Here is a 23,234-nt window from a genome sequence, read left to right as displayed (position 1 = left end):
GAATAATCATGAATGACCAACCCGTTCTGTTCAGCAGAGCGGCGGCTTCCTGCCGTCTGACGTTGAACCGTGAAGATAAATGTCATGCTATTAACGAAGAGATGATTCAATCTCTCGACCATTATTTAAATGAAATTGAAAACGACACCACATTACGATTAGTCGAATTAACGGCAACCGGCGATAAATTCTTTTGTGCGGGCGGTGATATTAAATCGTGGTCGGCCTATTCGCCATTAGATATGGGCAGAAAATGGATTAAACGCGGTAATGACGTTTTTAATCGTCTGCGCAATTTACCGCAATTAACGGTTGCGAATCTCAACGGTCATACCATCGGCGGCGGTATTGAACTCGCCTTGTGCTGCGATATTCGAATCGCTCGCCCCAGCGCGAAATTTTCTAACCCGGAAGTCATGCTCGGCATGGTGCCTGGCTGGATGGGCATTGAACGCGTGCTTAATCAGGTCGGCCCGGTGGTCGGTCGCCAGATGCTGATGCTGGGTAAACGCCTGACGGCACATGAAGCCCAGGCGGCGAATTTAATTGATGAAGTAGTAGAAAAAGAACAGGTGGAAAGCTGGATGGCGAACCAGTTAGCGCAGCTGGAAAAATGTGGTCCGGTGGCACTGGCGCATATTAAGCAGCTGATTCTGGCACTGGAAAATAAACACGCTGAATACCCACACCAGTTACTGGCTGGATTAATGTCCGCCACTCAGGATTGCCAGCAGGCGACGCAGGCATTTGCCGAAAAAAGTAGCGTGAGCTTCCATAATCAATAAGGAAATTGTATGCGTAAGATAACAACCGCCGAGGCACTGGCGGCGCAAATTCAGGATGGCGCAACCATTGCCATTAGCGGTAACGGCGGCGGTATGGTGGAAGCCGACCATATTCTGGCAGCCATTGAAGCGCGCTTCCTGCAAACCGGACATCCACGCGACCTGACGCTAATCCACTCGCTGGGCATTGGCGATCGCGACTGCAAAGGCACGAACCGCTTCGCTCATGCTGAAATGCTCAAACGCATTATTGCCGGACACTTTACCTGGTCGCCCAAAATGCAGGAACTGGTGAAGAACAATGCCATTGAAGCCTACTGCTTCCCAGGCGGTGTGATTCAGGCATTGCTGCGGGAAATTGGTGCCGGACGTCCGGGACTTTTTACCCACGTTGGCCTGGGATCATTTGTTGATCCACGCAATGGCGGCGGAAAGTCGAACGCTTGCACCACCGAGGATCTGGTAGAACTGAACGAAATTGATGGCGAAACCAAACTCCGCTATCGCCCTTTCAAAGTGGACTATGCCATTTTACGTGGCACTTATGCCGACCCACGTGGCAACGTCAGCCTCGAAGAAGAAGCGATTGATATGGATAGCTATTCGATGGCGCTGGCAGCACACAACAGCGGTGGCAAAGTGTTCGTACAGGTGCGCGATGTACTGGAAGCTGGCGCTATTGAACCACGTCGGGTCAAATTACCGGGGATTCTGGTTGATGGCATCGTTGAATACCGCGAACAACCGCAAACCTATCTTGGCGGTTACGACCTGACGATCAGCGGTCAACATCGCCGTCTGAGTTCTAACGACGCTATTGAACTGGTTAGTCATCCGGTACGTCGCTTAATTGCCCGTCGGGCAGCGCGCGAGCTGGTGGCAGGCGCTTCAACCAACTTTGGCTTTGGTATCCCCGGAGGTATTCCTGGGGTTGCGCTGCGTGAAGGCGTTCCTTACCAAAGTTTATGGCTAAGCGTCGAGCAAGGCGTGCATAACGGTATGATGCTTGATGACGCGTTTTTCGGCTGCGCCCGTAACGCCGACGCCATTATCCCTTCGCTGGATCAATTCGAGTTCTACAGCGGCGGCGGCATCGACATTACTTTCCTCGGCATGGGCGAGATGGATCAGCATGGTAACGTCAACGTCTCACATCTCAATGGCAATCTGATTGGCCCTGGCGGATTTCTCGAAATTGCGCAAAACGCCCGTAAGGTGGTGTTCTGCGGCACGTTCGACGCCAAAGGCAGCAAGATTGATGTAACACCAGATGGCTTGCATATCGCCCAGCCAGGTCAAATCCCCAAACTGGTTACTCAGGTGGAAAAAATCACCTTTAGCGCCGCCTACGCACAGCAAAGCGATCAGGAAGTACTGTATATCACTGAACGTGCGGTATTCCAGTTAACGGCAGAAGGCGTTGAATTAATTGAAATCGCGCCGGGCGTGGAGATTGACCGCGACATTCTGCCGTATATGGCCTTCCGTCCAATTATCAACCAGCCGCGCCTGATGGAAAGTAGCCTTTTTACGCCGATGGAGGACGCATGAGCCAGCCTGATGACGCCATCCTCGATGCGCTGACCCACGTCACCTTCCCGAAGGGTTTTGTGTCAACAGAGCCAACGTCAATTATCACGGTGGGCGGTGTTGACTACCCACTCTGGCAAACAGATGCCCTGGTCGTTGGTAGCGGCGCGGCAGGATTACGTGCGGCGGTTGAACTGAAACGTCGCCAGCAAAATGTGCTGATCGCCACCGCCGGGTTATACATGGGAACATCGGCCTGCTCCGGTTCCGATAAACAGACGCTGTTTACCGCCGCTACGGCGGGCAACGGCGACAACTTCACCAAACTTGCCGAAGCACTGGCGAGTGGCGGTGCGATGGATCACGACACGGCGTATGTTGAAGCGGTCGGTTCCCTGCATACCCTTGGCGGGCTGCAATATCTCGGTCTGGAATTACCGGAAGATCGCTATGGCGCGATTCTCCGTTATCAGACCGACCATGACGAAGCCGGACGCGCAACCTCCTGTGGGCCGCGCACTTCTCGTCTGATGGTGAAAGTATTGCTCGAAGAAGTGCAGCGTCTTTCCATCCCATTGTTAACCAGCGCGACAGTTATCAAACTGCTGCATCAACGCGGAGAGAATGGCGAAGATCGCGTGGCCGGAGCTATCCTCGCAACCGGTTCCCGCGCCCATAACCCGTGGGGACTGGCAATTGTCACTGCGCCCAATGTGGTACTGGCAACAGGCGGGCCGGGCGAGCTTTATCGCGACAGTGTTTATCCGCATAAATGCTTTGGCTCGCTGGGGCTGGCGCTGGAAGAAGGTCTGACGCTAACCAATCTGACCGAAAGCCAGTTTGGTATAGGCACGCCGCGCAGCACGTTTCCGTGGAATTTATCCGGCACCTATGTGCAGGTGATCCCATATATCTATTCCGTGGATGCCGAGGGCAACGAGTATAACTTCCTCGCGGATTACTATCGCACCACCCAGGAACTGGCTTCAAACATCTTCCGTAAAGGCTATCAGTGGCCGTTCCACGCCACGCGGGTGATGGATTTTGGCTCCAGCTTGTTAGATATGGCAGTGGCGCAAGAGCAGCAATCAGGGCGTCAGGTATTTATGGATTTCAAGCGAAATCCTGAAGCGGTTCCTGGTGATTTGCCATTCTCATTAGATCGACTGGACGACGACGTTCGCACGTATCTGGAAAATAACGATGCTCTGGCACCATCACCCATCGAACGCCTGCAACGAATGAATCCGCTGTCTATCTCGCTGTATAAGATGCACGGTTACGATCTCACCACGCAGCCGTTGCAGTTTGCCATGAACAATCAGCATATGAATGGCGGCATTGAGGTTGATATCTGGGGGCAAACTTCTCTGCCCGGTTGTTTTGCGGTGGGAGAAGTCGCCGGAACTCACGGTGTTACCCGACCTGGCGGCGCGGCGCTGAATGCCGGACAGGTTTTTGCCGTGCGTCTGGCGCGTTTTATTGGCTGCACACAAAAGCGATCTGTTGAAGATGATGTCGCACAACTGGCATCTCCGGCACTAAATTCAATCAGAGAGATCATCGCTCAGGCGCTGGCAAACGAAAATGGAATGGCGCTGGCTGCGGTGAAAGAAAAAATCCAGGCGCGAATGTCTGATTACGCCGGATTTATTTGTCATGCCGATAAAGTTCGTCACGCCGCCCGTGACGCCCTGCTGTTAAGTGAGTTTGTGCAACAACACGGTTTGACCATCAACCATGTTGGCGAAATTGCCGAGCTATTTATGTGGCGGCATATGGCGCTGACGTCTGCCGCCGTATTGACACAGTTGACGCATTATATTGATGCAGGCGGCGGCAGCCGTGGGGCGCGGATGGTTATTGATCCACAAGGCGAATGTCTACCGCAAACTCGTCAGGGTGCAAAAGAAGAATGGCGTTTTCGCTCTGAACTCGCTGACGATAAAAATAACAAATTAACTATTCATTATTCACAAGACTCTTTTATTACTGAAGTGAAGTCGTTACGTGTGCTACCGCGTATTAATGGTATTTACTTTGAAAAAAACTGGCCAGATTTTCTAAAGGGAGAGATTTACACACAATAATTTTTAATATGTTCTCTGTACCTGATTTTTATTAACTATTACACGGAATTACCAACAACCAGGGTTTATTAATATAATTAAAAGGTTTAAACATGAATAAAATAAAAAATTACCGGTGGCATATGATTGCCCTCGTATGCTTTATCACTGTAATCAATTATCTGGACAGAACGGCGTTAGGTATTGCAGCTCCAACTATTATGGAGACAACTGGAATAACCAAAGAGCAATATTCATGGATTGTCAGTGCATTCCAGTTGGCCTATACATTGGGTCAACCGGTAATGGGATTCTTTATTGACACTGTTGGTCTGAAATTGAGTTTTGCGATTTGCGCCGCAGTATGGGGGCTGGCAACAATGGGTCATGCGCTGACCGGAACATGGTCAGGTCTGGCATTTATGCGCGCCCTGATGGGTTTCAGCGAAGCGTCGGCAATTCCGGCCGGTGTAAAAACCGCATCAACATGGTTCCCGGCAAAAGAGCGTGGCGTGGCAACAGGTGTTTTCAATATGGGCACCTCACTCGGCGCGATGCTTGCACCACCGCTAATTGCCTGGTGCATTATGTTTCATAGCTGGCAATTTGCGTTTATTGTCTCAGGTAGCCTTGCTTTGCTCGCGGCTTTATTTTGGTTCTTTTGTTATAAAGATCCAAAAGATGCCAAACGCCTTTCTGATGAAGAGCGCCACTATATTGAATCAGGGCAAGAACAGCATCTTAAAACAGATAAGAAAGAAAAAACGTCAATCAAGCATATCCTCAGCCAACGTAATTTCTGGGGGATTGGCATCGCGCGTTTTCTCGCTGATCCGGCATGGGGAACGATTAACTTCTGGGTGCCAATTTTCTTTGTTGAAACGCTGCATTTTAGCCTGAAAGAAATCGCCATGTTCGTCTGGCTACCTTTCCTGCTGGGCGATCTCGGCTGTTTAGCCAGCGGTTTTGTCGCGAAGTTCTTCCACGATCGCGGCGTAAGTTTAATTAACTCACGAAGAATTACCTTCACTATTGCAGCCGTCATTATGATGACGATTGGCCTGGTGAGTATTGTCGAAAATCCCTACATTGCCGTGTTACTGATTAGTATTGGCGCGTTCTCGCATCAATGCCTTTCTACCGTTGCAGCAACTTTGGGCGGCGATCTGTTCAAAAAAGACGAAGTGGCTACCGCAGTGGGTATGGCAGGAGCCTGTGCGTGGAGCGGTCAGTTGATTTTCAACCTGTTCATCGGGGCATTCGTTCACATTATCGGCTTCGCACCGTTCTTTATTGCCCTGGCTTTCTTTGACATTATTGGCGCTATTGCATTGTGGACGCTTATCAAAGTTAAAGATGAAGAACCGCAAGTACAGCTAGCGACAAGCTAATTAATAGATATCAGAGCGTTATACTCCAGTTGTAACGCTTTCGCTATAAAGCAAAACGCCGACCAATGGTCGGCGTTTTTACGTCTCGTTGAATAACGAATTATTCAGCTACTACGTTTACGATCACTTTCGCGAATACTTCGCTGTGAACCTGGAAGCTCACTTCGTGTTCGCCAGTGGTACGCAGAACGCCGTTCGGCAGACGAACTTCGCTCTTAGCCACTTCAACGCCAGCTGCAGTTACAGCGTCAGCGATGTCGCGAGTACCGATGGAACCGAACAGTTTACCTTCGTCGCCAGCTTTAGACGCGATGGTAACAGTTTCCAGTGCATTGATTTTCTCAGCGCGAGCGTTAGCTGCTGCCAGAACTTCAGCCAGTTTAGCTTCCAGTTCAGCGCGACGTGCTTCGAAGAATTCAATGTTTTTCTTGGTAGCTGGAACAGCTTTACCCTGCGGTACCAGGAAGTTACGAGCGTAGCCCGCTTTAACGTTTACCTGATCACCCAGGCTACCCAGGTTTGCTACTTTATCAAGCAGAATAACTTGCATTACCTTATCCTCTCAAAGTCGTATTAATGGACCGTGACCGATTACTGATGGCGATCAGTGTACGGCAGCAGGGACAGGTAGCGAGCGCGTTTGATAGCGCGAGCCAGCTGACGCTGGTATTTTGCACGGGTCCCGGTGATACGGCTTGGGACAATCTTACCGCTTTCGGTGATGTAGTTTTTCAGCGTAGCGATATCTTTATAGTCGATCTCTTGAACGCCTTCCGCGGTGAAACGGCAGAACTTGCGACGACGGAAATAACGTGCCATATGGCTAGTCTCCAGAATCTATCAATTCAATCTGCTCGGCATGCAAAACCATTTTGCTCAGTCCGTTCTTCGCCTTGTGGCATGAAATGAACCCCTGAACGGTTATGCGACTGCCGACCGTTATACTGTGAGTAATGGCCTGGTTTTCGTGTCCGCTAATAATAACGGGCATTTGGCACCACGCCTGCCGGTGAAAACCGGCTTCCTCCTGCACAGAACGATGCTCAAGCACGAACTGGCAGTGAGGAATTCCTGATGGACTGACCTTTCGAAGGGGAGTCCTGCACACGGTGCCGGACAACACCAGACGGTTGGTCATCAGAAATTACTCTTCAGAATCCCCAGCTTCAGCATCATCAGCGGTTTCGTTTGCGAAATCATCGCGACGCTCACGGCGCTCGTCTTTCGCTTTAACCATCGGAGATGCTTCGGTAACGGCGTGCTTAGTACGCATTACCATGCTACGGATAACGGCGTCGTTGAAGCGGAAGGTAGTTTCCAGCTCATCGATCACTTCCTGCGGCGCTTCAACGTTCATCAGAACGTAGTGAGCTTTGTGCAGTTTGTTGATCGGGTAAGCCAGCTGACGGCGGCCCCAGTCTTCCAGACGGTGGATCTTGCCTTCTGCACCAGTGATGGCAGCAGTGTAGCGCTCGATCATGCCCGGAACCTGTTCGCTCTGGTCAGGATGGACCATAAAAACGATTTCGTAATGACGCATCGAATTGCTCCTTACGGATTATTCAGCCTCCTGTCTGGGTCAGCCGCAGCCCATGGAGGCAAGGAACGTGTTAAAGGGCGGCTGAAAAATGACGCGTTATAGTACTGGTATACCCCACTAAACTCAAGGCCAGCCGACAAATAAATCTCACCTTTCGCCAAATCGTACTAACCCGCTGATTTGAAGTTCATCACATTCCATTACGGTGTTTTTTTGAACAACTGCATCAGAAATGGTCACCATCAACTTCTTTATCATTGATTAAAATTAAATCAGAAGATCATCACAGAGGAGAGCACACAAAGACAGCCGTCGAGGAGGTATCTATGTTCAGCCGTGTTTTAGCCCTTCTGGCTGTGCTTTTGCTAAGTGCAAATACATGGGCAGCCATTGAAATTAATAATCACCAGGCCAGAAATATGGACGACGTACAGAGCTTAGGCGTGATTTATATCAACCATAACTTCGCCACTGAAAGTGAAGCTCGCCAGGCACTGAATGAAGAGACAGATGCGCAAGGCGCAACGTACTACCACGTGATTCTGATGCGGGAACCGGGGAGTAACGGCAACATGCACGCCAGCGCGGATATTTATCGCTAGCACCAGGTATAACCAACGAAACATTGCCATAGTTTGCTTTGCCCCCTTCTCAGGGGGCTTTTTTTGAAAACGGCTGCGGAATCAGACCAGTTATCTCCCGAAGAAGGAAATTTCCGCAGCACGTGTTTTACTTCTGCCCGTAATAGGCATTGGGACCATGCTTACGCATGAAGTGTTTATTCATCAGGTAGCTGTCGATGGGATTAAGCTGCGGGTTAATGCCGCGCGCAATCCACGCCATCTTCGCCACTTCTTCCATCACCACCGCGTTATGCACCGCATCGTGAGCATCTTTCCCCCAGGCAAATGGTCCGTGCTGATACACCACAATTCCCGGTGTATGCAGCGGCTCGGCGTCACCCAGCGTTTCGATAATCACTTTGCCGGTGTTCAGTTCGTACTCACCCTGCACCTCTTCTTCGCTTAATCCGCGCGTGCACGGGATGTCGCCAAAGAAGTAGTCAGCGTGCGTGGTGCCTAACGCCGGAATTGCCAGCCCCGCCTGCGCCCATGCGGTGGCATGAGTGGAGTGGGTATGGACAATGCCGCCAAGCGACGGGTAACGGCGGTAGAGTTCGAGATGCGTCGCGGTGTCGGAAGACGGGCGATACTGACCGTCCACCACCTTGCCGCTCATATCGACCACCACCATATCGTCCGCTTTCATGGTTTCGTAGGCGACGCCGCTGGGCTTGATCACCACCAGCCCGTGCTCGCGATCAATGGCGCTGACGTTGCCCCAGGTAAAGGTCACCAGCCCGTAGCGCGGCAGATCCATATTGGCTTCAAACACCTGTTGTTTGAGCTTTTGCATTATGCCGCCTCCACCATGCCCGCTTTGGCCATGCGCGCTTTCACCCAATCACGCGCTTTCGCCACTTCCGCCGCCGGGTCTTCCGCCGTTTCACTCCACATCTCAATCAGGTACGGCCCGCAATAACCACTCTGCTTGAGCGTTTCGAAGCAACGTTCGAAATCCACCACACCTTCGCCAAACGGCACGTTTTTGAAGACGCCCGGTTTGGTGTCTTTCACATGCACTGCAACGATATGCCCTATTCCGGCCTGCAATTCCATCTGCACGTCGTTATCCCACGCCGACAGGTTGCCGATATCCGGGTAGAGCTGGAACCACGGGTTGTTGAGATAGTGCGCGTAGCCCAAAGCCTTGCTGATGGAGTTCATCAGGGGGTAATCCATAATCTCCATCGCCAGCGTCACCTGCGCGCGGCTCGCCATCTCAACGCTCTCTTTCAGGCCGTCACGGAAACGACGACGCGTTTCGTTATTGGCTTCCTGGTAGTAAACGTCATAGCCCGCCAGTTGGATCACGCGAATGCCGACGTCCTGCGCGAACTGGATGGCCTTACGCATAATCTCCAGCCCCTGCGCCCGCACTGCATCATCTTCGCTGCCCAACGGAAAACGACGATGAGCAGAAAGGCACATAGACGGCACGCGCACGCCGGTTTCCACAATTGCATTCACCAGCGCCAGACGCTGCTCGCGGCTCCAGTCGAGGCGCGACAGGCGATCGTCAGTTTCATCCACCGACATCTCGACAAAATCGAAACCCAACGTTTTTGCCAGTTGCAGCCGTTCCAGCCAGCACTCCCCGACGGGGAGTGCTTTTTCATAGATGCCAAGCGGGATTTGTTTGGACAACATATCCGCTCCTTAGCCCCACAGTTCGGCGATGGAACGTTTGAACTGACGCGCGGCTTCAACCGGAGAAGCGGCATCACGGATGCTGCGACCTGCGATAAACACATGAATCGGAATGCCTTTGAACAGCGGCAGATCTTCCAGCGCCAGGCCACCGGTGACGGTCACTTTGAAGCCCATATCGGAAAGGCGTTTGATCGCGGTAATGTCCGCTTCGCCCCAGGCCACGCCGGCGGCCTGCGCGTCACGGCTGCGATGATAAACCACCTGCCCAATGCCTGCGTCACGCCACTGCTGCGCCTGTTCCCAGGTCCAGTAGCCAGTCAGTTCGATCTGCACGTCGCCGTTAAACTCTTTCGCCACGTCCAGCGCGCCTTTGGCGGTGTTGATATCCGCGCAGCAAATCACGGTCACCCAGTCAGCGTTGGCTTCGAAGCACATACGAGAAAGGATTTTGCCCGCATCGGCAATTTTGGCGTCTGCCAGCACAATTTTATGCGGGTAGAGTGCTTTAAGATCGCGAACCGCACGCACGCCTTCGCCCACGCACAGAATGGTGCCCACTTCGATAATGTCGACTTCTTCGGCAATCAGGCGAGTGGTTTCGTAGGCGCTATCCATAGTCTGGTTGTCCAGCGCGACTTGCAACATGGGTAATGACATCTTCAATTCCTTCTTAAGCAGCCGCGTTGGTGCGGTCAATTAAATCCAGTACTTCCTGCTCGGTACGGCAGGCGCGTAAACGGTCGAAATTCTCTTCATCTTCAAACAGGTTGACGATCTGCATGATGCCCACTTCCTGGTGAGTGTTGGCATCGACCGCCGCCATGGTGATGAGGATATCTACCGGGTCGTTATCTTCGTGGTTGAACTCCAGCGGCTTTTTCAGCGTCACCAGTGCAAAGCCGGTTTTCTTAACGCCCTCTTCCGGGCGTCCGTGCGGCATTGCCAGGCCTGGTGCGAGCACGAAGTACGGGCCGTGCTGTTCAACAGCATCCAGAATCGCCTGGTAGTAACGCGGCTCGACGACATCCGCAGCCACCAGCAGATCAACGCCGATTTTCACCGCCTCCTGCCAGGTCTCAGCTTCGGCCTGCAGACGAATGGATTTATTTTCCGCCAGCGAATCACGTAATTTCATGGCGCGTCCTTACTTCACGTCCTGCGGGAAATGCTCTTTGATCACTTCCAGCAGTTTCGGGCCAAAGTCGGCAGGAGAGAGCATATTGCGCACACCAACGACATATTTGTTGCCGGTAACGGTGATTTCGCCCGCAATATGCGTAGAAGCGATGATGATATCCGCGCCGCTCAACTCACTTTTGTATTCGCCAACCGCGCAGCTATTTACCGTGTGGTCGATGTTCGACTGGGTTAAAAACTGATCCACTTTCATCTTCATGATCATGGAACTGCCTTGTCCGTTGCCACACACAGCCAGAATACGTACGGTCATAATCAAAACTCCTTATTAAGCAGATTGTTCTGCCAGTTGTTTTTCTGCATCTTCTTCTGCGCGCAGTGCGCGGCCAGCGAAGAACATATAAGCCAGTGCAATGACGATGATGACGGCCATAAAGGCGATACCGATAGAGAAGAAGCCCTGCATCATCGGCGGTGCCAGAATTGACCAGTCCGCCATGCCCATCCAGGCGCTCATACCGGTGAGTTTCACCGCCCAGACACAGCCAAAGATTTCGATCATCCCCATCACCAGACAAATCTTCAGCGCCGCGCGCCAGCCGCCAAAGTGGTTAGCGAACACACCGATGGTGGCGTTGGAGAAGAACATCGGGATAAAGCCAGGAATAATCAGGATCGAAGAGCCGCAGGCAACCAGGATGCCAACCGCAATCAGCTGACCGATGGTGCCCCACATAAAGCCCCAGACCACGGCGTTCGGCGCGAAGCTATAGATAGCCGCACAGTCAATCGCCAGAACCGCACCCGGGATCAGGCGCTGGGAGATACCGTTAAACGCTTCAGAGAGTTCCGCCACAAACATGCGCACGCCCTGAGTGATGATGAAAATCGCTACCGCAAAGGAGAAACCGGTTTGCAGGATGTAGACCGTCCAGTGCACTTTGCCTGCCATCGCCTGTACAGTGTCGATACCGAAGGAGAGCAGAATGGCGCCAAAGAAGATGGTCATCACAATCGCCGTGGAGACGATGTTGTCGTGGAAAATATTCAGCCAACCTGGCAGTTTGAGGTCTTCAACGCTCTCCTCTTTCTTGCCCAGGAACGGCGCGACTTTGTAGGCAATCCATGATGCAAACTGCTGCTGGTGACCAATGGAGAAACCGCAGCCGTCCGTCACTTCCTGAGTCGGCTTGTACATCATGTTGGAGGTGATGCCCCAATAGAGCGAAACCAGAATCGCAGTGCAGATAATGGTCGTCCACATGGAGTAGCCGAAGATAAACAGCGTTACCGCAATCAGCCCTGCCTGCTGGAACATAATGTGACCAGTCAGCATGATGGTACGAATGCCAGTAATTCGACGCAGCAGCACGTAACAGATGTTCAACGCCAGAGCCAACAGCACCGCATAACCCACCCAGCTATAGGCATCACCCATACGTTCGATGGTCGCCATCATTGAGGCATAGGTATCTGAAATCGCACCGTTAATGCCATAAACTTCCGACATTTTCGCCACCACCGGTTTGAAGGTGCTGGTCAGGATGCCGGACCCTGCCTGCAACAACATGAAACCAATAATGGTTTTAATCGTACCTTTGATAATCACGCTGACACTTTTGCGCAGCAGGATGTAGCCCAGACAGGTCACAATACCCAGCAACAATGGGGCATTGGTCATGACCTGGTTAAAAAACACGGTAAAGATGTTGTAGAGGATCTCCATAACGATCTCCTGAAGAAGAGGTAACCGGGTATTCCACACACCCGGAATGTTGTGCACTCACTCTAATTTTCAAAAGTAATCACAACAAGATTATTTATGATTAAATGTGACGCGGCACGCAAATAATTCCACAACGAAAGTATGCGATTCACATAAAGAAACAATTAATCATTTAAATTCATTCGGTTAATTTGATTACACATTCCATTAAATCTTTCCACAGCCAAAATTCACAACAACTCACCAGGCCGAAAGTCAAAAAATGGTCATTGCCTTCCTGAAAAAATAGTGTCAGGATTAATCAAAACCAATCAATTATTGATTCGAATTGAACCATCATGAAGGTAAATGGCGATGAGTAAAGTGAAAAGTATCACCCGTGAATCCTGGATCCTGAGTACTTTCCCGGAGTGGGGTAGCTGGCTGAATGAAGAAATTGAACAGGAGCAGGTCGCACCAGGCACATTCGCGATGTGGTGGCTCGGCTGTACCGGGATCTGGTTGAAATCAGAAGGTGGCACTAACGTTTGCGTCGATTTCTGGTGCGGTACTGGCAAACAAAGTCACGGCAACCCGCTGATGAAACAGGGTCACCAGATGCAGCGCATGGCGGGCGTGAAAAAACTGCAACCAAACCTGCGTACCACGCCGTTTGTTCTAGATCCGTTTGCTATTCGCCAGATCGACGCCGTGCTGGCGACGCACGATCACAACGATCATATCGACGTGAACGTGGCAGCCGCCGTGATACAAAACTGCGCTGATGACGTACCGTTTATTGGGCCGAAAACCTGCGTGAATTTATGGATTGGCTGGGGCGTGCCGAAAGAACGTTGCATCGTGGTCAAACCAGGCGATGTAGTAAAAGTGAAAGACATTGAAATTCATGCGCTTGACGCGTTTGATCGTACTGCACTGATTACCCTGCCTGCGGATCAAAAAGCGGCGGGCGTACTGCCAGATGGTATGGACGATCGCGCGGTGAACTACCTGTTCAAAACGCCTGGCGGTTCCCTTTATCACAGCGGCGATTCCCACTACTCTAACTACTATGCGAAGCACGGTAACGAGCATCAGATCGACGTGGCGTTAGGATCGTACGGTGAGAACCCGCGCGGTATTACCGACAAAATGACCAGTGCCGATATGCTGCGTATGGGTGAAGCCCTGAATGCGAAAGTGGTTATCCCGTTCCACCACGATATCTGGTCAAACTTCCAGGCCGATCCGCAAGAGATCCGCATGCTGTGGGAAATGAAAAAAGACCGCCTGAAGTATGGCTTCAAGCCGTTTATCTGGCAGGTTGGTGGCAAGTTCACCTGGCCGCTGGATAAAGACAACTTCGAGTACCACTATCCGCGTGGTTTTGACGATTGCTTCACTATTGAACCGGATCTGCCGTTCAAATCGTTCCTGTAATCGTGTCGTTTATACCGGATAGCGTAGAGATGTTCGCGCTATCCGGCGTAGTATTTCCTGGCTATTTCAAATATCATCTAAAAAAATCAAATTTTATCGGAATAGCTCATGACTGAAGCACAAAGACATCAAATTCTCCTGGAAATGCTCGCACAACTGGGCTTTGTGACTGTTGAGAAAGTCGTTGAGCGTCTGGGAATTTCGCCTGCTACCGCGCGGCGTGATATCAATAAACTCGACGAAAGCGGCAAACTGAAAAAAGTGCGCAATGGCGCAGAAGCCATTACCCAGCAGCGACCGCGCTGGACGCCGATGAATCTGCATCAGGCGCAAAATCACGATGAAAAGGTACGTATCGCTAAAGCGGCCTCGCAGCTGGTCAATCCGGGCGAAAGCGTGGTCATCAACTGCGGTTCCACCGCATTCCTGCTTGGGCGGGAAATGTGTGGCAAGCCAGTGCAAATTATCACTAATTATCTGCCGCTGGCGAATTACCTGATCGATCAGGAACATGACAGCGTGATCATCATGGGCGGGCAATACAACAAAAGTCAGTCCATCACCTTAAGCCCACAGGGCAGCGAAAACAGCCTCTATGCCGGGCACTGGATGTTTACCAGTGGCAAAGGACTAACAGCGGAAGGGTTGTATAAAACCGATATGCTGACGGCGATGGCAGAACAGAAAATGCTGAGTGTAGTAGGGAAACTGGTGGTACTGGTTGATAGCAGCAAGATTGGCGAACGCGCGGGGATGCTCTTTAGCCGTGCCGATCAAATCGATATGCTGATCACCGGCAAAAATGCTAACCCAGAAATCCTGCAACAACTGGAAGCGCAAGGGGTCAGCATTCTGCGTGTTTAAAGATGTTGGCGGAAAAATGTCACAGCGGCATCTAACGCCTCGGGTGTAATACGGTGGCGCACGCCTGGCTGCCATGAACAGGTTAACTGTTTATCCCGTCCCGTTTCTCTTAATGCCTGCTGCAAACGTAGTGATTCGTCGGCAGGCACTACATCATCGTCAAGGCCATGCCACAGCAGGAGCGGCCTGTCCCCGAGTTGTTCCAGGTGGTTTGTCGCTTCCCACTCTACCAGTGGCGCAATAACATTATTAAATTCATTCTGTTGTGCTGCCGTTTCAGGTATTAGCGGTGGAAACAGTGAACGGGCAAGCGATGTGAAATAGCCCGAGCCCATCATGCTGGCAGTACATTTCACCGTTGGGTGGCGAGCGGTAATCCCCAGCGCCGTCATCGCGCCCATCGATGCGCCACCAACCGCCAGTCGTTCATCAAGCAGCCATTTTTCTTCGGCTATTGCCGCACGTAAGGTAGTGAATTCCTGCATACTTTGTAGCAAGATTTGCCAGAATTGATTTAACCGTCGCGGTGCGTCGCCACTAAAACGGCTACCGTGATCGGGCGCATCCGGCATAATCACCCGCAAACCAGCCTGTGCCAACGCGACGGCAAAATAGCTATACACCAGGCTGGATGAAGTAAAGCCGTGATAAAAAATCACGCATGGTAACGGGGTTTCTTTTTGCCCTGTGGGATAAGCGTGAAGAATGGGAATATCTGCCAGCACGCGCGATTCTAATTCAATCATCTGTTTCTCCTTTGGGTCTGGTATGACATGAACAAATCCTTAGCACAAGTTTCTGCTGGCAGTATTAGTTCATAATGTTGAGATGTGGATTACGCTTTCGCCACGTTTTCATTCGAAAATCGCGTACCAGGTAACAATTCGGGAACATTCCCCCAAAGTTAAATTAATAAGGCACTACACTATGGTTAGCAGGAAACGTAATAGCGTTATTTCCCGGTTTGCCAGTTTATTATTGGTGTTGATGTTAAGCGCCTGTAGCGCACTGCAAGGTACGCCACAGCCAGCACCACCAGTAACAGACCATCCGCAAGAAATTCGCCGCGACCAAACCCAGGGGTTGCAGCGAATAGGTAGCGTAAGCACGATGGTTCGGGGTTCTCCGGATGACGCATTAGCAGAAATCAGGGCGAAAGCTGTCGCTGCAAAAGCTGATTATTACGTTGTCGTCATGGTGGATGAAACCATCGTGACAGGACAGTGGTATTCACAAGCCATTTTATACCGTAAATAAATCAGACAACTTACATAGTAAGCTTTACATTGCTTTGCGTCCCTATGCGTTTACCTGTGCACAATAAATTACCGACTGGAAGCTCGGGCGTTTATTACCGCGATGGAATGCCCTGCAACATGTGGGGAAACGAAAAATGGAGCTGACGATGAAACAATTACTTGCCTCACCCTCGCTACAATTAGTGACTTATCCTGCGAGCGCCACGGCACAGTCTGCAGAATTCGCCAGTGCTGACTGCGTGACGGGCCTGAATGAAATAGGTCAGATCTCGGTTAGCAATATTTCAGGGGATCCGCAGGACGTGGAACGTATCGTGGCGTTAAAGGCCGATGAACAGGGGGCGTCATGGTATCGCATTATTACCATGTACGAAGACCAGCAGCCCGATAACTGGCGTGTACAGGCGATACTGTATGCATGAATGTCATCAACATCGAATGAACAATGCCGGATGCGGCGCCTGCGCCTCACCCGGCCTACAAATCTCATACACTTCATTTAGTGAAGCGAAAACAGCATCGCATCACGCATGAACGCTTACAAACACACACCTCCCGTCGCCCGCAGTAATAAATCATTCTGGATCTGCTCTGACAATCGTACGCTGCCGCGCGTATCTAACATCACCTGACACCACGCCTGCGCCATTGGCGGTGAAGCATATTTCAACATTTGTGCGCCGCAACCCAGCAGGAATAGCTGATGAGTGATCTCTCGCCCAAGCTCTTCAGTCGGTTTGCGCAGTTGCTGCTGCAATCGACGAACCGCGCGATCAAAATAGCGATCCAGCCCTTTCACTTCCATAAACGCTTCCGCCAGTAAATCGTATACACCAGCCTGCTTATTGAGAACGCGCAGAACATCCAGACACATGATGTTGCCAGAGCCTTCCCAGATGCTGTTTACCGGCATCTCCCGGTAAAGACGCGGCAGCTCGCTCTCCTCGCAATAACCAATGCCGCCCAGCACCTCCATCGCTTCGGCCACAAACGGCATACCACTTTTGCAAATCACAAACTTCGCCGTTGGAGTGAATAAGCGCGCCCACAGGGCTTCTTTAGCATCGGCACGCCGATCCCACGCTCGCGCAAGACGAAACAGCAACGCCGTTTGCCCTTCAAGCTGAAGTGCCATGCGACTTAAGACATGACGCATAAGGGGCTGTTGGATCAATGGATTACCAAAAACATGGCGTTGATGTGCATGATAAATCGCCAGCGAGAATGCACGGCGCATCATGGCATGGCTACCCAGGGCGCAATCAAAACGCGTCATCCCGCCCATTTTCAGGATCAGGCGAATACCTTCTCCTTCCTGACCCAATAACCAACCGATGGCATCCTGAAACTCCACTTCGCAACTGGCGTTGGAGCGATTACCCAGCTTGTCTTTCAGCCGCTCCAGGCGAATCGCATTCCGTTGCCCATCAGGCAGAAAGCGCGGCACAAAAAAGCAGGACAAACCACCCGTGGTCTGCGCCAGCACCAGATGCGCATCGCTTTGCGGCACCGAGAAAAACCATTTATGCCCCACCAGCCGATAAGAGCCATCTTCCAGACGCTCTGCCCGTGTGGTATTGCTCATAACATCAGAGCCGCCCTGCTTTTCCGTCATTCCCATGCCAATCAACAGGCCGCGTTTTTGCCCACCGGGTAATAGGTGGGAATCGTAGCGATCGCTCAACAACGGCGTGCTCCAGTCCTTAAACGGCGCAGGTAGCATCTGTAACAACAATGGCATGGCGGCAAAGGTCATGGTTATCGGGCATAACGATCCGGCCTCAACCTGCGCGTGTATCATAAAACGCGCCGCCCGCGCCACAAATGCGCCAGAGCGAGCGTCTTCTTCCCAGGCCAGATTGTGCACCCGATTGGTACATAACGCCTGCATCAGCAGGTGCCAGGCAGGGTGAAAACGCACATCGTCCAGACGGCGTCCCTGCGCATCGTAGCGCAACAATTCAGGCGGATTCACATTTGCCAGCCGCCCCAGTTCAAGGGATTCAGCCGTTCCTAGTTGCTGACCAATACTGGCAAGAAAATCGCTATCCCAGCCAGCACCTTCACGCGTTACCGCTTCACAGAGCGCGCCATCAGACAGGTATAAGTTGCTGTTATTTAATGGTATAGGTTGATTGAAAACGGTGTGAGTTTGCCAGTGCACTGTGTCTCCCTCCATCAATGGCAGTCACCATTAGTATGGTCACTGCCACGGATTCCTGACAGAAAGAGATTGCTAAAACATTCTTAACCAGCAATGTAATGCGGAACAAAACGTGAGGTGTCTTTAGTGATCAGCGTGTTATCTTCACGGATCCCCATTCCGCACGCTTCATCATCGACAATCCAGCTACCAATCAGTGTGTAGCTATCGCCAAATCGCGGCAGCGGTTGAAACGCCTGGTAGATCATCGGTTCATCGGCGTAATCACCATCAGCATGGTCAACGACATTATTCTGACCGTTGAAAATGGTGACGTTACCACCTTCGCGCGAGTAGATCGGTTTACGTACGTAGCTTTCGCCAGCGGCAATCTGCGGTTTTTCGCCCTCAAACCAGGATGCCAGAAGGTTAGGATGCCCAGGGAAGAAGCGCCACAGCAACGGCATTAACCCTTTATTACTCAATATGCTTTTCCATAACGGCTCCACCCATTGCTCACGGCGCTTGCGCAGCAGAGGACCGTTATCGTCACGCATCATCCACTCCAGCGGATACAGCTTAAATGCGCGCTGAATGACGTTATCATCAAGATCGGTCAACACGCCGCCGACGCCCAGACCGAGATCTTCAATATAAATAAACCGGGACTCCTGCCCTGCCTGCTGAGCACAGTCCTGCAAGTAGAGCACGGTAGTCCGGTCTTCGTCGGTATCCTGACAGCAGCAAAAATAAAACGGCTCCCGGCTATAAAGCTCGCTAAAGCGCGAGATCAGGCGTTCCTGAATGGCATTGTACTGATCGGCGTCACGTGGAATAACGCCGCTACGCCGCGCATCCTCCAGCCATAGCCACTGGAAATATGCCGACTCATACAACGAAGTCGGCGTATCGGCGTTGTACTCCAGCAGCTTCACCGGCGCATTACCACACCAGGCAAAATCCATACGGCCATACAGCGAAGGATCGCGCGCACGCCAGCTTTCAGCGATCACATCCCAGTACAACGGCGGGATCGCCAGTTGCGTCAGGATCTGTTCATCTTTAACGGCACGCTCCACCACCTCAAGACACATCTGATGTAACTCTGCGGTTGGTTTTTCGATCTGCTCTTCTATCTGGCGCAGAGTAAAGCGATAGGCTCGACTCTCATCCCAATAGATCTCATTATCGATGATATGAAAGTCGAAACCGTTGTCGGCGGCAATCTGGTCAAGATCCTGCCGTACAGGGACGTTATGTCTCAGCATAATTACCCTCCCCAATGCCCACGGGCGCTGGAAGAACGACCATAGCCGCCGCGAGAAACCGTTGAGGCTTTTCTGGTGGTAAAGCCGCCCGAGGAGTAAGACTCTTTTTTGCCAGAACCGGAGCGCCAGGAGTAATCACCGGAAGTGCTGCGCCAGACGGGGCGCGAAGCAAATGAGGATCCTCCGCTGTTATAGACGAACGGCTCATCGCGATCTTTACGAATAACCCGGCTTAACAAAAATCCTGAAATGACTGGAATCCAGCTCTGTTCAACATTGTCGTAGTAGCAATTTTCGTACTTAGACTGACAATTCTGCTGAGTCATATTCTTCGGAACATCGGCATAAAATGCCGCTTTGGCATTGTTCCAGCCACGCGCACAGATGTCTGAATTATTACCATCATCAATACAATCCTGCACTGTCGAATAAAACGTTCCGTCGCCGTCGTTATCGACGTCGCTACTATCGGCACATCCTTTCAATACGAAAAAAGCGGCACCGCCCATTAGCGCCAACGTTAAGTATTTTTGTGCGTAACGATTGCGACGCGGTTCAAAAGGATTATTCGGTCTACCAATGCGGCTGATCGCTCCGTGACCAATTTTACTGTTATTTCTTGATTTGCGTTTTCTGGCCATGATCGTCCATTACCATGTCATACAAGCTGCGTTAAAAATACCGCCAGCCAGCGCGGCGGTTCCCATAAACATTCCTGCCGCAGTGTTGTGATTAATAATTTTATCGCTTAATGCCGGCATATAAAGTCTGACGCCAGCAAAAACGAGTAACTGAATCACCAGTGCGATTCCGCCCCAGGCAAAATAATCTGGAATACTCACCGCATTGATTGCCGCACTGGATAAGGGAATAACGTAACCCAACAACGTGCCACTGAACGCCAGCGACGCCGCAGTGTTATTATTCTTGATCAACTGCCATTCATTATGCGGAGTAATTTTGGAATAGATAAAAAGAAAGATAATCACCATAGCTACGCCGATAAAAAAATAGGCGCTAAAAGCAAGGAGTGAATCCAGTATATGCATTATAAACGTCCCTGTAATTAACCAATAATATGAAGTGATGTCAGTGGGATATCGACACCCAGCGCGCGAGAAAATAGCCACTCCGGCTCGCCGAGGTCGTTAAATGATTCCTCACCATTTAACAGCAAATATTCGTAAGTATCTTCGGTCACCTGCCGTTGATAACCCATGGTAAAATTATGCACCTCCCATTTGGCATGGTTTTGATTTTCTACTTTTTCCAGCATGTAAACGGGTTCAATATTTCCCGGTTCTTCACTGTTAAAAAATCTCTGCCAGCGTTTTTCCTGCCAGTTTAAGGTAATCGCCCCCATCGCTTTGGCGTTGATCGCCTCGCGCCAGTGGCTTTCTTTGCTGATACCGTAGCTCTCTTCATAGACAAAGAGCTTGATATCATCAATGTCATCAATATCTTCGCCGCCGGTGGTGTTAATTTGCAGAAATTCATCGCCAGAAGTGTAATAGCGGAAAATCTGGCTACCGCCGCCCAGATCGATGCGGCTGACGGCGGCCACGGTATATTCTTCACCCGGTAACTCGATCAGCAATGCCTCTTCCAGTAAACGAAACGCTAACGTGTCGAGCGTAAAACCACTATTGAGATGGAGTCCCAGCGGACCGCGAGCGATAGCAGGCTTATTATCCTTGCCAAGCAGGCGCTGGAAAAAACCAGACATATTTTATCCTTAAAATAGTTGCCAGCCTTGCAGTGAGGCTGGCAAAAAAATTACTCACCCTGTTGGCGTTGCAGTCTCGCCAGCACATCCTGGGCACTGCTTTTATTGGTGCCGCCAATTCCGGCTTCCGCCAGCTTTTCATCAAGATCGCGACCGTCTGCGACTTTCTCCAGCTGTGCGGCGGCATCCAGTCGAGCCTGACGTTCAGCCTGACGCGTTTGCAGGCGTTTTAATGACTCTGCCGCTGTCGAAACGCTGGAAGACGCGCCGACTGTAGATGTCGTCACAGCCTGCTGCGCACGTTGCATAGCTTCAGTGGCCTTAACGACTTCCATTTGTTGTTCAAATTGGGCAATACGCTGTGCCGTCGCCGCAACCGCTTTTTCCACGCCATCGCGGGAGGCTTCCAGATTCGACAATACTTGTTCTTCAGCGGTAATGAGATTCTCAAGACGCGCGATTTCTTCAGCAACTTCGTTAATCAACGACGGATTAACATTCTTACTTAACGCTTCCAGCGCACGGGCTTCCAGACCCGCTTTACGTTCGCGTAAATCTTTCAGTTTGTCGTTGCTCAATTTCACTCGCGCCAGCAGATCGACGCGCGATTTTCCGGCTTTATCCAGTTCAGCTTTAGCGTCGCGAATATGTTGCTCCAGCATCCGCACACCCTGGGTTTCTTCAATGGACTCTTCCGCCTGTGCGATAAATGATTTACCCAGCGTAAATAAACTTTTTAAAATCCCCATAAATACGAATCCTTGTAATTAGTGTGAATATTCTTCAGTAATTTCAGCCAGATCCAAGGCGTTATCCACCAGTGTGGTTATCTCCAGCAGAATGTCGTCAAGGGAAGATTTAAGCGATAACGCCCCGAAAACGATGTAATACTCTTCCTGTTGCACACTGGAGATCCCTACCGATGACAGCGGCATAATCTTCTGATTTCTTAATAGAAAGGTATTAAATTCATCTGGATTGCTGATATAACAAACCGGACAAATGAAGGTTTCGATAATCATCTGGCGAGAAGTAAAAAGAATATTGATCTGCAAATCGCCATAATCATTCATTTTAATAATTAATGCGTTTTCGCTATTTGTTATATCAATATTTTGTTCAGGTACAGCTTGCAGCGCCGCCGCCAGCGCCAACGGATTCCATGTCATATATTATTCCATATAGATTAAATTTAATTATTAATAAAATGAATATTTATAGAGCGTAATTATCTTACCAGCTATAGATAAAAAAAAACCATCCAAATATGGATGGTTTTTCATAATTCAGAAGAATTAGCTACGCTGGCGAACTGCTTCAAATAAGCAAATTCCGGTCGCAACCGAAACGTTCAGGGAAGAAACGCTACCTGCCATCGGAATACTAATCAGTTCATCGCAATGTTCACGGGTCAGGCGACGCATACCTTCACCTTCCGCGCCCATCACCAGCGCCAGACGACCGGTCATTTTGCTCTGATAAAGCGTATGGTCCGCTTCACCTGCCGTACCGACGATCCAGATGTTCTCTTCCTGCAACATACGCATGGTGCGCGCCAGGTTAGTCACCCGAATCAGCGGAACGCTTTCTGCCGCACCACAGGCCACTTTTTTCGCCGTGGCGTTGAGCTGGGCGGAGCGATCTTTCGGCACAATCACTGCATGAACGCCAGCGGCGTCCGCGCTACGCAGGCACGCGCCGAGGTTATGCGGATCGGTTACACCGTCGAGGATCAGCAGGAACGGTTGATCGAGCGAAGCGATCAGATCCGGCAGATCGTTTTCCTGATACTGACGTCCAGGCTTCACGCGGGCGATAATGCCCTGATGCACGGCACCGTCGCTTTTCTCGTCGAGATATTGGCGGTTTGCCAGCTGGATAACCACGCCCTGGGACTCAAGGGCGTGAATCAGCGGCAACAGACGTTTATCTTCACGGCCTTTTAAAATAAAGACTTCCTGAAAACGTTCAGGGGCGCGCTCCAGCAGGGCCTGCACTGCGTGGATGCCGTAAATCATTTCGCTCATTAATGTACTCGTTGTTTACGTTTTGCCTGATGCGCTACGCTTATCTGGCCTACGGATAATTCACCCTCTTCTTTTTG

The 23,234-nt window shown here is 51.0% G+C and carries 28 protein-coding genes; 9 read left to right on the top strand and 19 right to left on the bottom strand.

Features of this window, described 5'->3' with window-relative positions:
* Positions 1 to 8 precede the first annotated feature (8 nt).
* The 4 genes from HEM79_RS13180 (at position 9) to HEM79_RS13165 (ending at position 5,775) form a co-directional block, all read left to right on the top strand.
* Positions 9 to 785 carry an enoyl-CoA hydratase/isomerase family protein gene (locus HEM79_RS13180; RefSeq protein WP_176241479.1) on the top strand — a complete coding sequence of 259 codons (777 nt, stop codon included), beginning with the start codon at positions 9 to 11 and terminating at the stop codon, positions 783 to 785.
* A gap of 9 nt (positions 786 to 794) precedes the next feature.
* The gene (locus HEM79_RS13175; protein ID WP_176241480.1) at positions 795 to 2,336 is read left to right on the top strand and encodes an acyl CoA:acetate/3-ketoacid CoA transferase; all 1,542 of its coding nucleotides are present in this window, start codon (positions 795 to 797) and stop codon (positions 2,334 to 2,336) included.
* Positions 2,333 to 4,405, top strand: a complete 2,073-nt coding sequence (locus HEM79_RS13170; RefSeq protein ID WP_176241481.1) for an FAD-dependent oxidoreductase — start codon at positions 2,333 to 2,335, stop codon at positions 4,403 to 4,405. Before HEM79_RS13175 ends, HEM79_RS13170 begins: the two co-directional genes overlap by 4 nt.
* 92 nt (positions 4,406 to 4,497) lie before the next feature.
* Positions 4,498 to 5,775 carry an MFS transporter gene (locus HEM79_RS13165; protein ID WP_001033619.1) on the top strand — a complete coding sequence of 426 codons (1,278 nt, stop codon included), beginning with the start codon at positions 4,498 to 4,500 and terminating at the stop codon, positions 5,773 to 5,775.
* A gap of 100 nt (positions 5,776 to 5,875) precedes the next feature.
* On the opposite strand, the gene rplI is transcribed toward HEM79_RS13165, so the two are convergent.
* From rplI to rpsF, 4 genes are read right to left on the bottom strand one after another with little or no spacing between them, the layout of a single operon-like run.
* Positions 5,876 to 6,325, bottom strand: coding sequence for a 50S ribosomal protein L9 (rplI, locus tag HEM79_RS13160; protein WP_001196062.1), 450 nt, complete (start codon positions 6,323 to 6,325; stop codon positions 5,876 to 5,878).
* A 41-nt stretch (positions 6,326 to 6,366) separates the two neighbouring features.
* Entirely contained in the window at positions 6,367 to 6,594 is a 228-nt protein-coding gene (gene rpsR / locus HEM79_RS13155) for a 30S ribosomal protein S18 (protein ID WP_000135199.1), read from the bottom strand.
* Between the two features lie 4 nt (positions 6,595 to 6,598).
* Positions 6,599 to 6,913, bottom strand: coding sequence for a primosomal replication protein N (priB, locus tag HEM79_RS13150; protein ID WP_016159978.1), 315 nt, complete (start codon positions 6,911 to 6,913; stop codon positions 6,599 to 6,601).
* A gap of 6 nt (positions 6,914 to 6,919) precedes the next feature.
* Complete coding sequence (gene rpsF / locus HEM79_RS13145) at positions 6,920 to 7,315, bottom strand: 30S ribosomal protein S6 (RefSeq protein WP_001216676.1); 396 nt, start codon at positions 7,313 to 7,315, stop codon at positions 6,920 to 6,922.
* 326 nt (positions 7,316 to 7,641) lie between these two features.
* On the opposite strand from rpsF, the gene yjfY reads away from it, so the two are divergent.
* Positions 7,642 to 7,917: a DUF1471 family protein YjfY gene (gene yjfY, locus HEM79_RS13140; protein ID WP_000492914.1), complete on the top strand. Its 276-nt coding sequence runs from the start codon at positions 7,642 to 7,644 to the stop codon at positions 7,915 to 7,917.
* Positions 7,918 to 8,044: 127 nt separating this feature from the next.
* Here the strand turns inward: yjfY and ulaF are convergent, their stop codons facing one another.
* Genes ulaF through ulaA form a run of 6 tightly spaced genes read right to left on the bottom strand, consistent with a single transcriptional unit; the run spans position 8,045 to position 12,451 of the window.
* Positions 8,045 to 8,731 (bottom strand): L-ribulose-5-phosphate 4-epimerase UlaF, encoded by a 687-nt coding sequence (gene ulaF, locus HEM79_RS13135; RefSeq protein ID WP_176241482.1) that lies wholly within the window; start codon positions 8,729 to 8,731, stop codon positions 8,045 to 8,047.
* Positions 8,731 to 9,585: an L-ribulose-5-phosphate 3-epimerase UlaE gene (gene ulaE / locus HEM79_RS13130; RefSeq protein ID WP_176241483.1), complete on the bottom strand. Its 855-nt coding sequence runs from the start codon at positions 9,583 to 9,585 to the stop codon at positions 8,731 to 8,733. Before ulaE ends, ulaF begins: the two co-directional genes overlap by 1 nt.
* 9 nt (positions 9,586 to 9,594) lie before the next feature.
* Positions 9,595 to 10,245 (bottom strand): 3-keto-L-gulonate-6-phosphate decarboxylase UlaD, encoded by a 651-nt coding sequence (gene ulaD, locus HEM79_RS13125; protein WP_000056749.1) that lies wholly within the window; start codon positions 10,243 to 10,245, stop codon positions 9,595 to 9,597.
* A 13-nt stretch (positions 10,246 to 10,258) separates the two neighbouring features.
* Entirely contained in the window at positions 10,259 to 10,723 is a 465-nt protein-coding gene (gene ulaC / locus HEM79_RS13120; RefSeq protein WP_032314391.1) for a PTS ascorbate transporter subunit IIA, read from the bottom strand.
* Positions 10,724 to 10,732: 9 nt separating this feature from the next.
* Positions 10,733 to 11,038: a PTS ascorbate transporter subunit IIB gene (gene ulaB / locus HEM79_RS13115; RefSeq protein WP_000218362.1), complete on the bottom strand. Its 306-nt coding sequence runs from the start codon at positions 11,036 to 11,038 to the stop codon at positions 10,733 to 10,735.
* A 15-nt stretch (positions 11,039 to 11,053) separates the two neighbouring features.
* Positions 11,054 to 12,451: a PTS ascorbate transporter subunit IIC gene (ulaA, locus tag HEM79_RS13110; protein ID WP_001355100.1), complete on the bottom strand. Its 1,398-nt coding sequence runs from the start codon at positions 12,449 to 12,451 to the stop codon at positions 11,054 to 11,056.
* Between the two features lie 354 nt (positions 12,452 to 12,805).
* On the opposite strand from ulaA, the gene ulaG reads away from it, so the two are divergent.
* Both ulaG and ulaR read left to right on the top strand, forming a co-directional pair.
* Positions 12,806 to 13,870 carry an L-ascorbate 6-phosphate lactonase gene (ulaG, locus tag HEM79_RS13105; protein WP_176241484.1) on the top strand — a complete coding sequence of 355 codons (1,065 nt, stop codon included), beginning with the start codon at positions 12,806 to 12,808 and terminating at the stop codon, positions 13,868 to 13,870.
* Positions 13,871 to 13,978: 108 nt separating this feature from the next.
* The gene (gene ulaR / locus HEM79_RS13100) at positions 13,979 to 14,734 is read left to right on the top strand and encodes an HTH-type transcriptional regulator UlaR (protein WP_000133631.1); all 756 of its coding nucleotides are present in this window, start codon (positions 13,979 to 13,981) and stop codon (positions 14,732 to 14,734) included.
* On the opposite strand, the gene yjfP is transcribed toward ulaR, so the two are convergent.
* Complete coding sequence (yjfP, locus tag HEM79_RS13095) at positions 14,731 to 15,480, bottom strand: esterase (protein ID WP_176241485.1); 750 nt, start codon at positions 15,478 to 15,480, stop codon at positions 14,731 to 14,733. The two genes, ulaR and yjfP, sit on opposite strands and share 4 nt — an antisense overlap.
* A 181-nt stretch (positions 15,481 to 15,661) precedes the next feature.
* Between yjfP and bsmA the strand changes: the two genes are divergently transcribed.
* Together bsmA and yjfN are read left to right on the top strand one after the other, a co-directional pair.
* Positions 15,662 to 15,991, top strand: a complete 330-nt coding sequence (gene bsmA / locus HEM79_RS13090; protein WP_000254627.1) for a biofilm peroxide resistance protein BsmA — start codon at positions 15,662 to 15,664, stop codon at positions 15,989 to 15,991.
* 148 nt (positions 15,992 to 16,139) lie between these two features.
* Positions 16,140 to 16,415: a DUF1471 family protease activator YjfN gene (gene yjfN / locus HEM79_RS13085; protein WP_000811566.1), complete on the top strand. Its 276-nt coding sequence runs from the start codon at positions 16,140 to 16,142 to the stop codon at positions 16,413 to 16,415.
* A 116-nt stretch (positions 16,416 to 16,531) separates the two neighbouring features.
* Here the strand turns inward: yjfN and HEM79_RS13080 are convergent, their stop codons facing one another.
* From HEM79_RS13080 to rlmB, 8 genes are all read right to left on the bottom strand, one after another.
* Positions 16,532 to 18,157 (bottom strand): isovaleryl-CoA dehydrogenase, encoded by a 1,626-nt coding sequence (locus tag HEM79_RS13080; protein ID WP_176241486.1) that lies wholly within the window; start codon positions 18,155 to 18,157, stop codon positions 16,532 to 16,534.
* Between the two features lie 83 nt (positions 18,158 to 18,240).
* On the bottom strand, positions 18,241 to 19,404 hold the full coding sequence (locus HEM79_RS13075; RefSeq protein ID WP_016159974.1) for a glutathionylspermidine synthase family protein: 1,164 nt from the start codon (positions 19,402 to 19,404) through the stop codon (positions 18,241 to 18,243).
* A 2-nt stretch (positions 19,405 to 19,406) separates the two neighbouring features.
* Entirely contained in the window at positions 19,407 to 20,045 is a 639-nt protein-coding gene (locus HEM79_RS13070; protein WP_000101663.1) for a DUF1190 domain-containing protein, read from the bottom strand.
* Between the two features lie 9 nt (positions 20,046 to 20,054).
* On the bottom strand, positions 20,055 to 20,453 hold the full coding sequence (locus HEM79_RS13065) for a DUF350 domain-containing protein (RefSeq protein WP_000547757.1): 399 nt from the start codon (positions 20,451 to 20,453) through the stop codon (positions 20,055 to 20,057).
* 17 nt (positions 20,454 to 20,470) lie between these two features.
* On the bottom strand, positions 20,471 to 21,130 hold the full coding sequence (locus HEM79_RS13060; protein ID WP_176241487.1) for a YjfK family protein: 660 nt from the start codon (positions 21,128 to 21,130) through the stop codon (positions 20,471 to 20,473).
* A gap of 50 nt (positions 21,131 to 21,180) precedes the next feature.
* A complete protein-coding gene (locus HEM79_RS13055; protein WP_176241488.1) occupies positions 21,181 to 21,879 on the bottom strand; it encodes a PspA/IM30 family protein in 699 nt (232 codons plus the stop codon).
* A gap of 18 nt (positions 21,880 to 21,897) precedes the next feature.
* On the bottom strand, positions 21,898 to 22,299 hold the full coding sequence (locus HEM79_RS13050; RefSeq protein ID WP_000220110.1) for a YjfI family protein: 402 nt from the start codon (positions 22,297 to 22,299) through the stop codon (positions 21,898 to 21,900).
* Between the two features lie 126 nt (positions 22,300 to 22,425).
* On the bottom strand, positions 22,426 to 23,157 hold the full coding sequence (gene rlmB, locus HEM79_RS13045) for a 23S rRNA (guanosine(2251)-2'-O)-methyltransferase RlmB (protein WP_001293282.1): 732 nt from the start codon (positions 23,155 to 23,157) through the stop codon (positions 22,426 to 22,428).
* Between the last annotated feature and the right edge of the window lie 77 nt (positions 23,158 to 23,234).

The organism is Escherichia sp. 93.0816 (assembly GCF_013368855.2).
Lineage (GTDB): Bacteria > Pseudomonadota > Gammaproteobacteria > Enterobacterales > Enterobacteriaceae > Escherichia > Escherichia ruysiae.
This window is presented reverse-complemented; position numbering and strand designations above follow the sequence as displayed.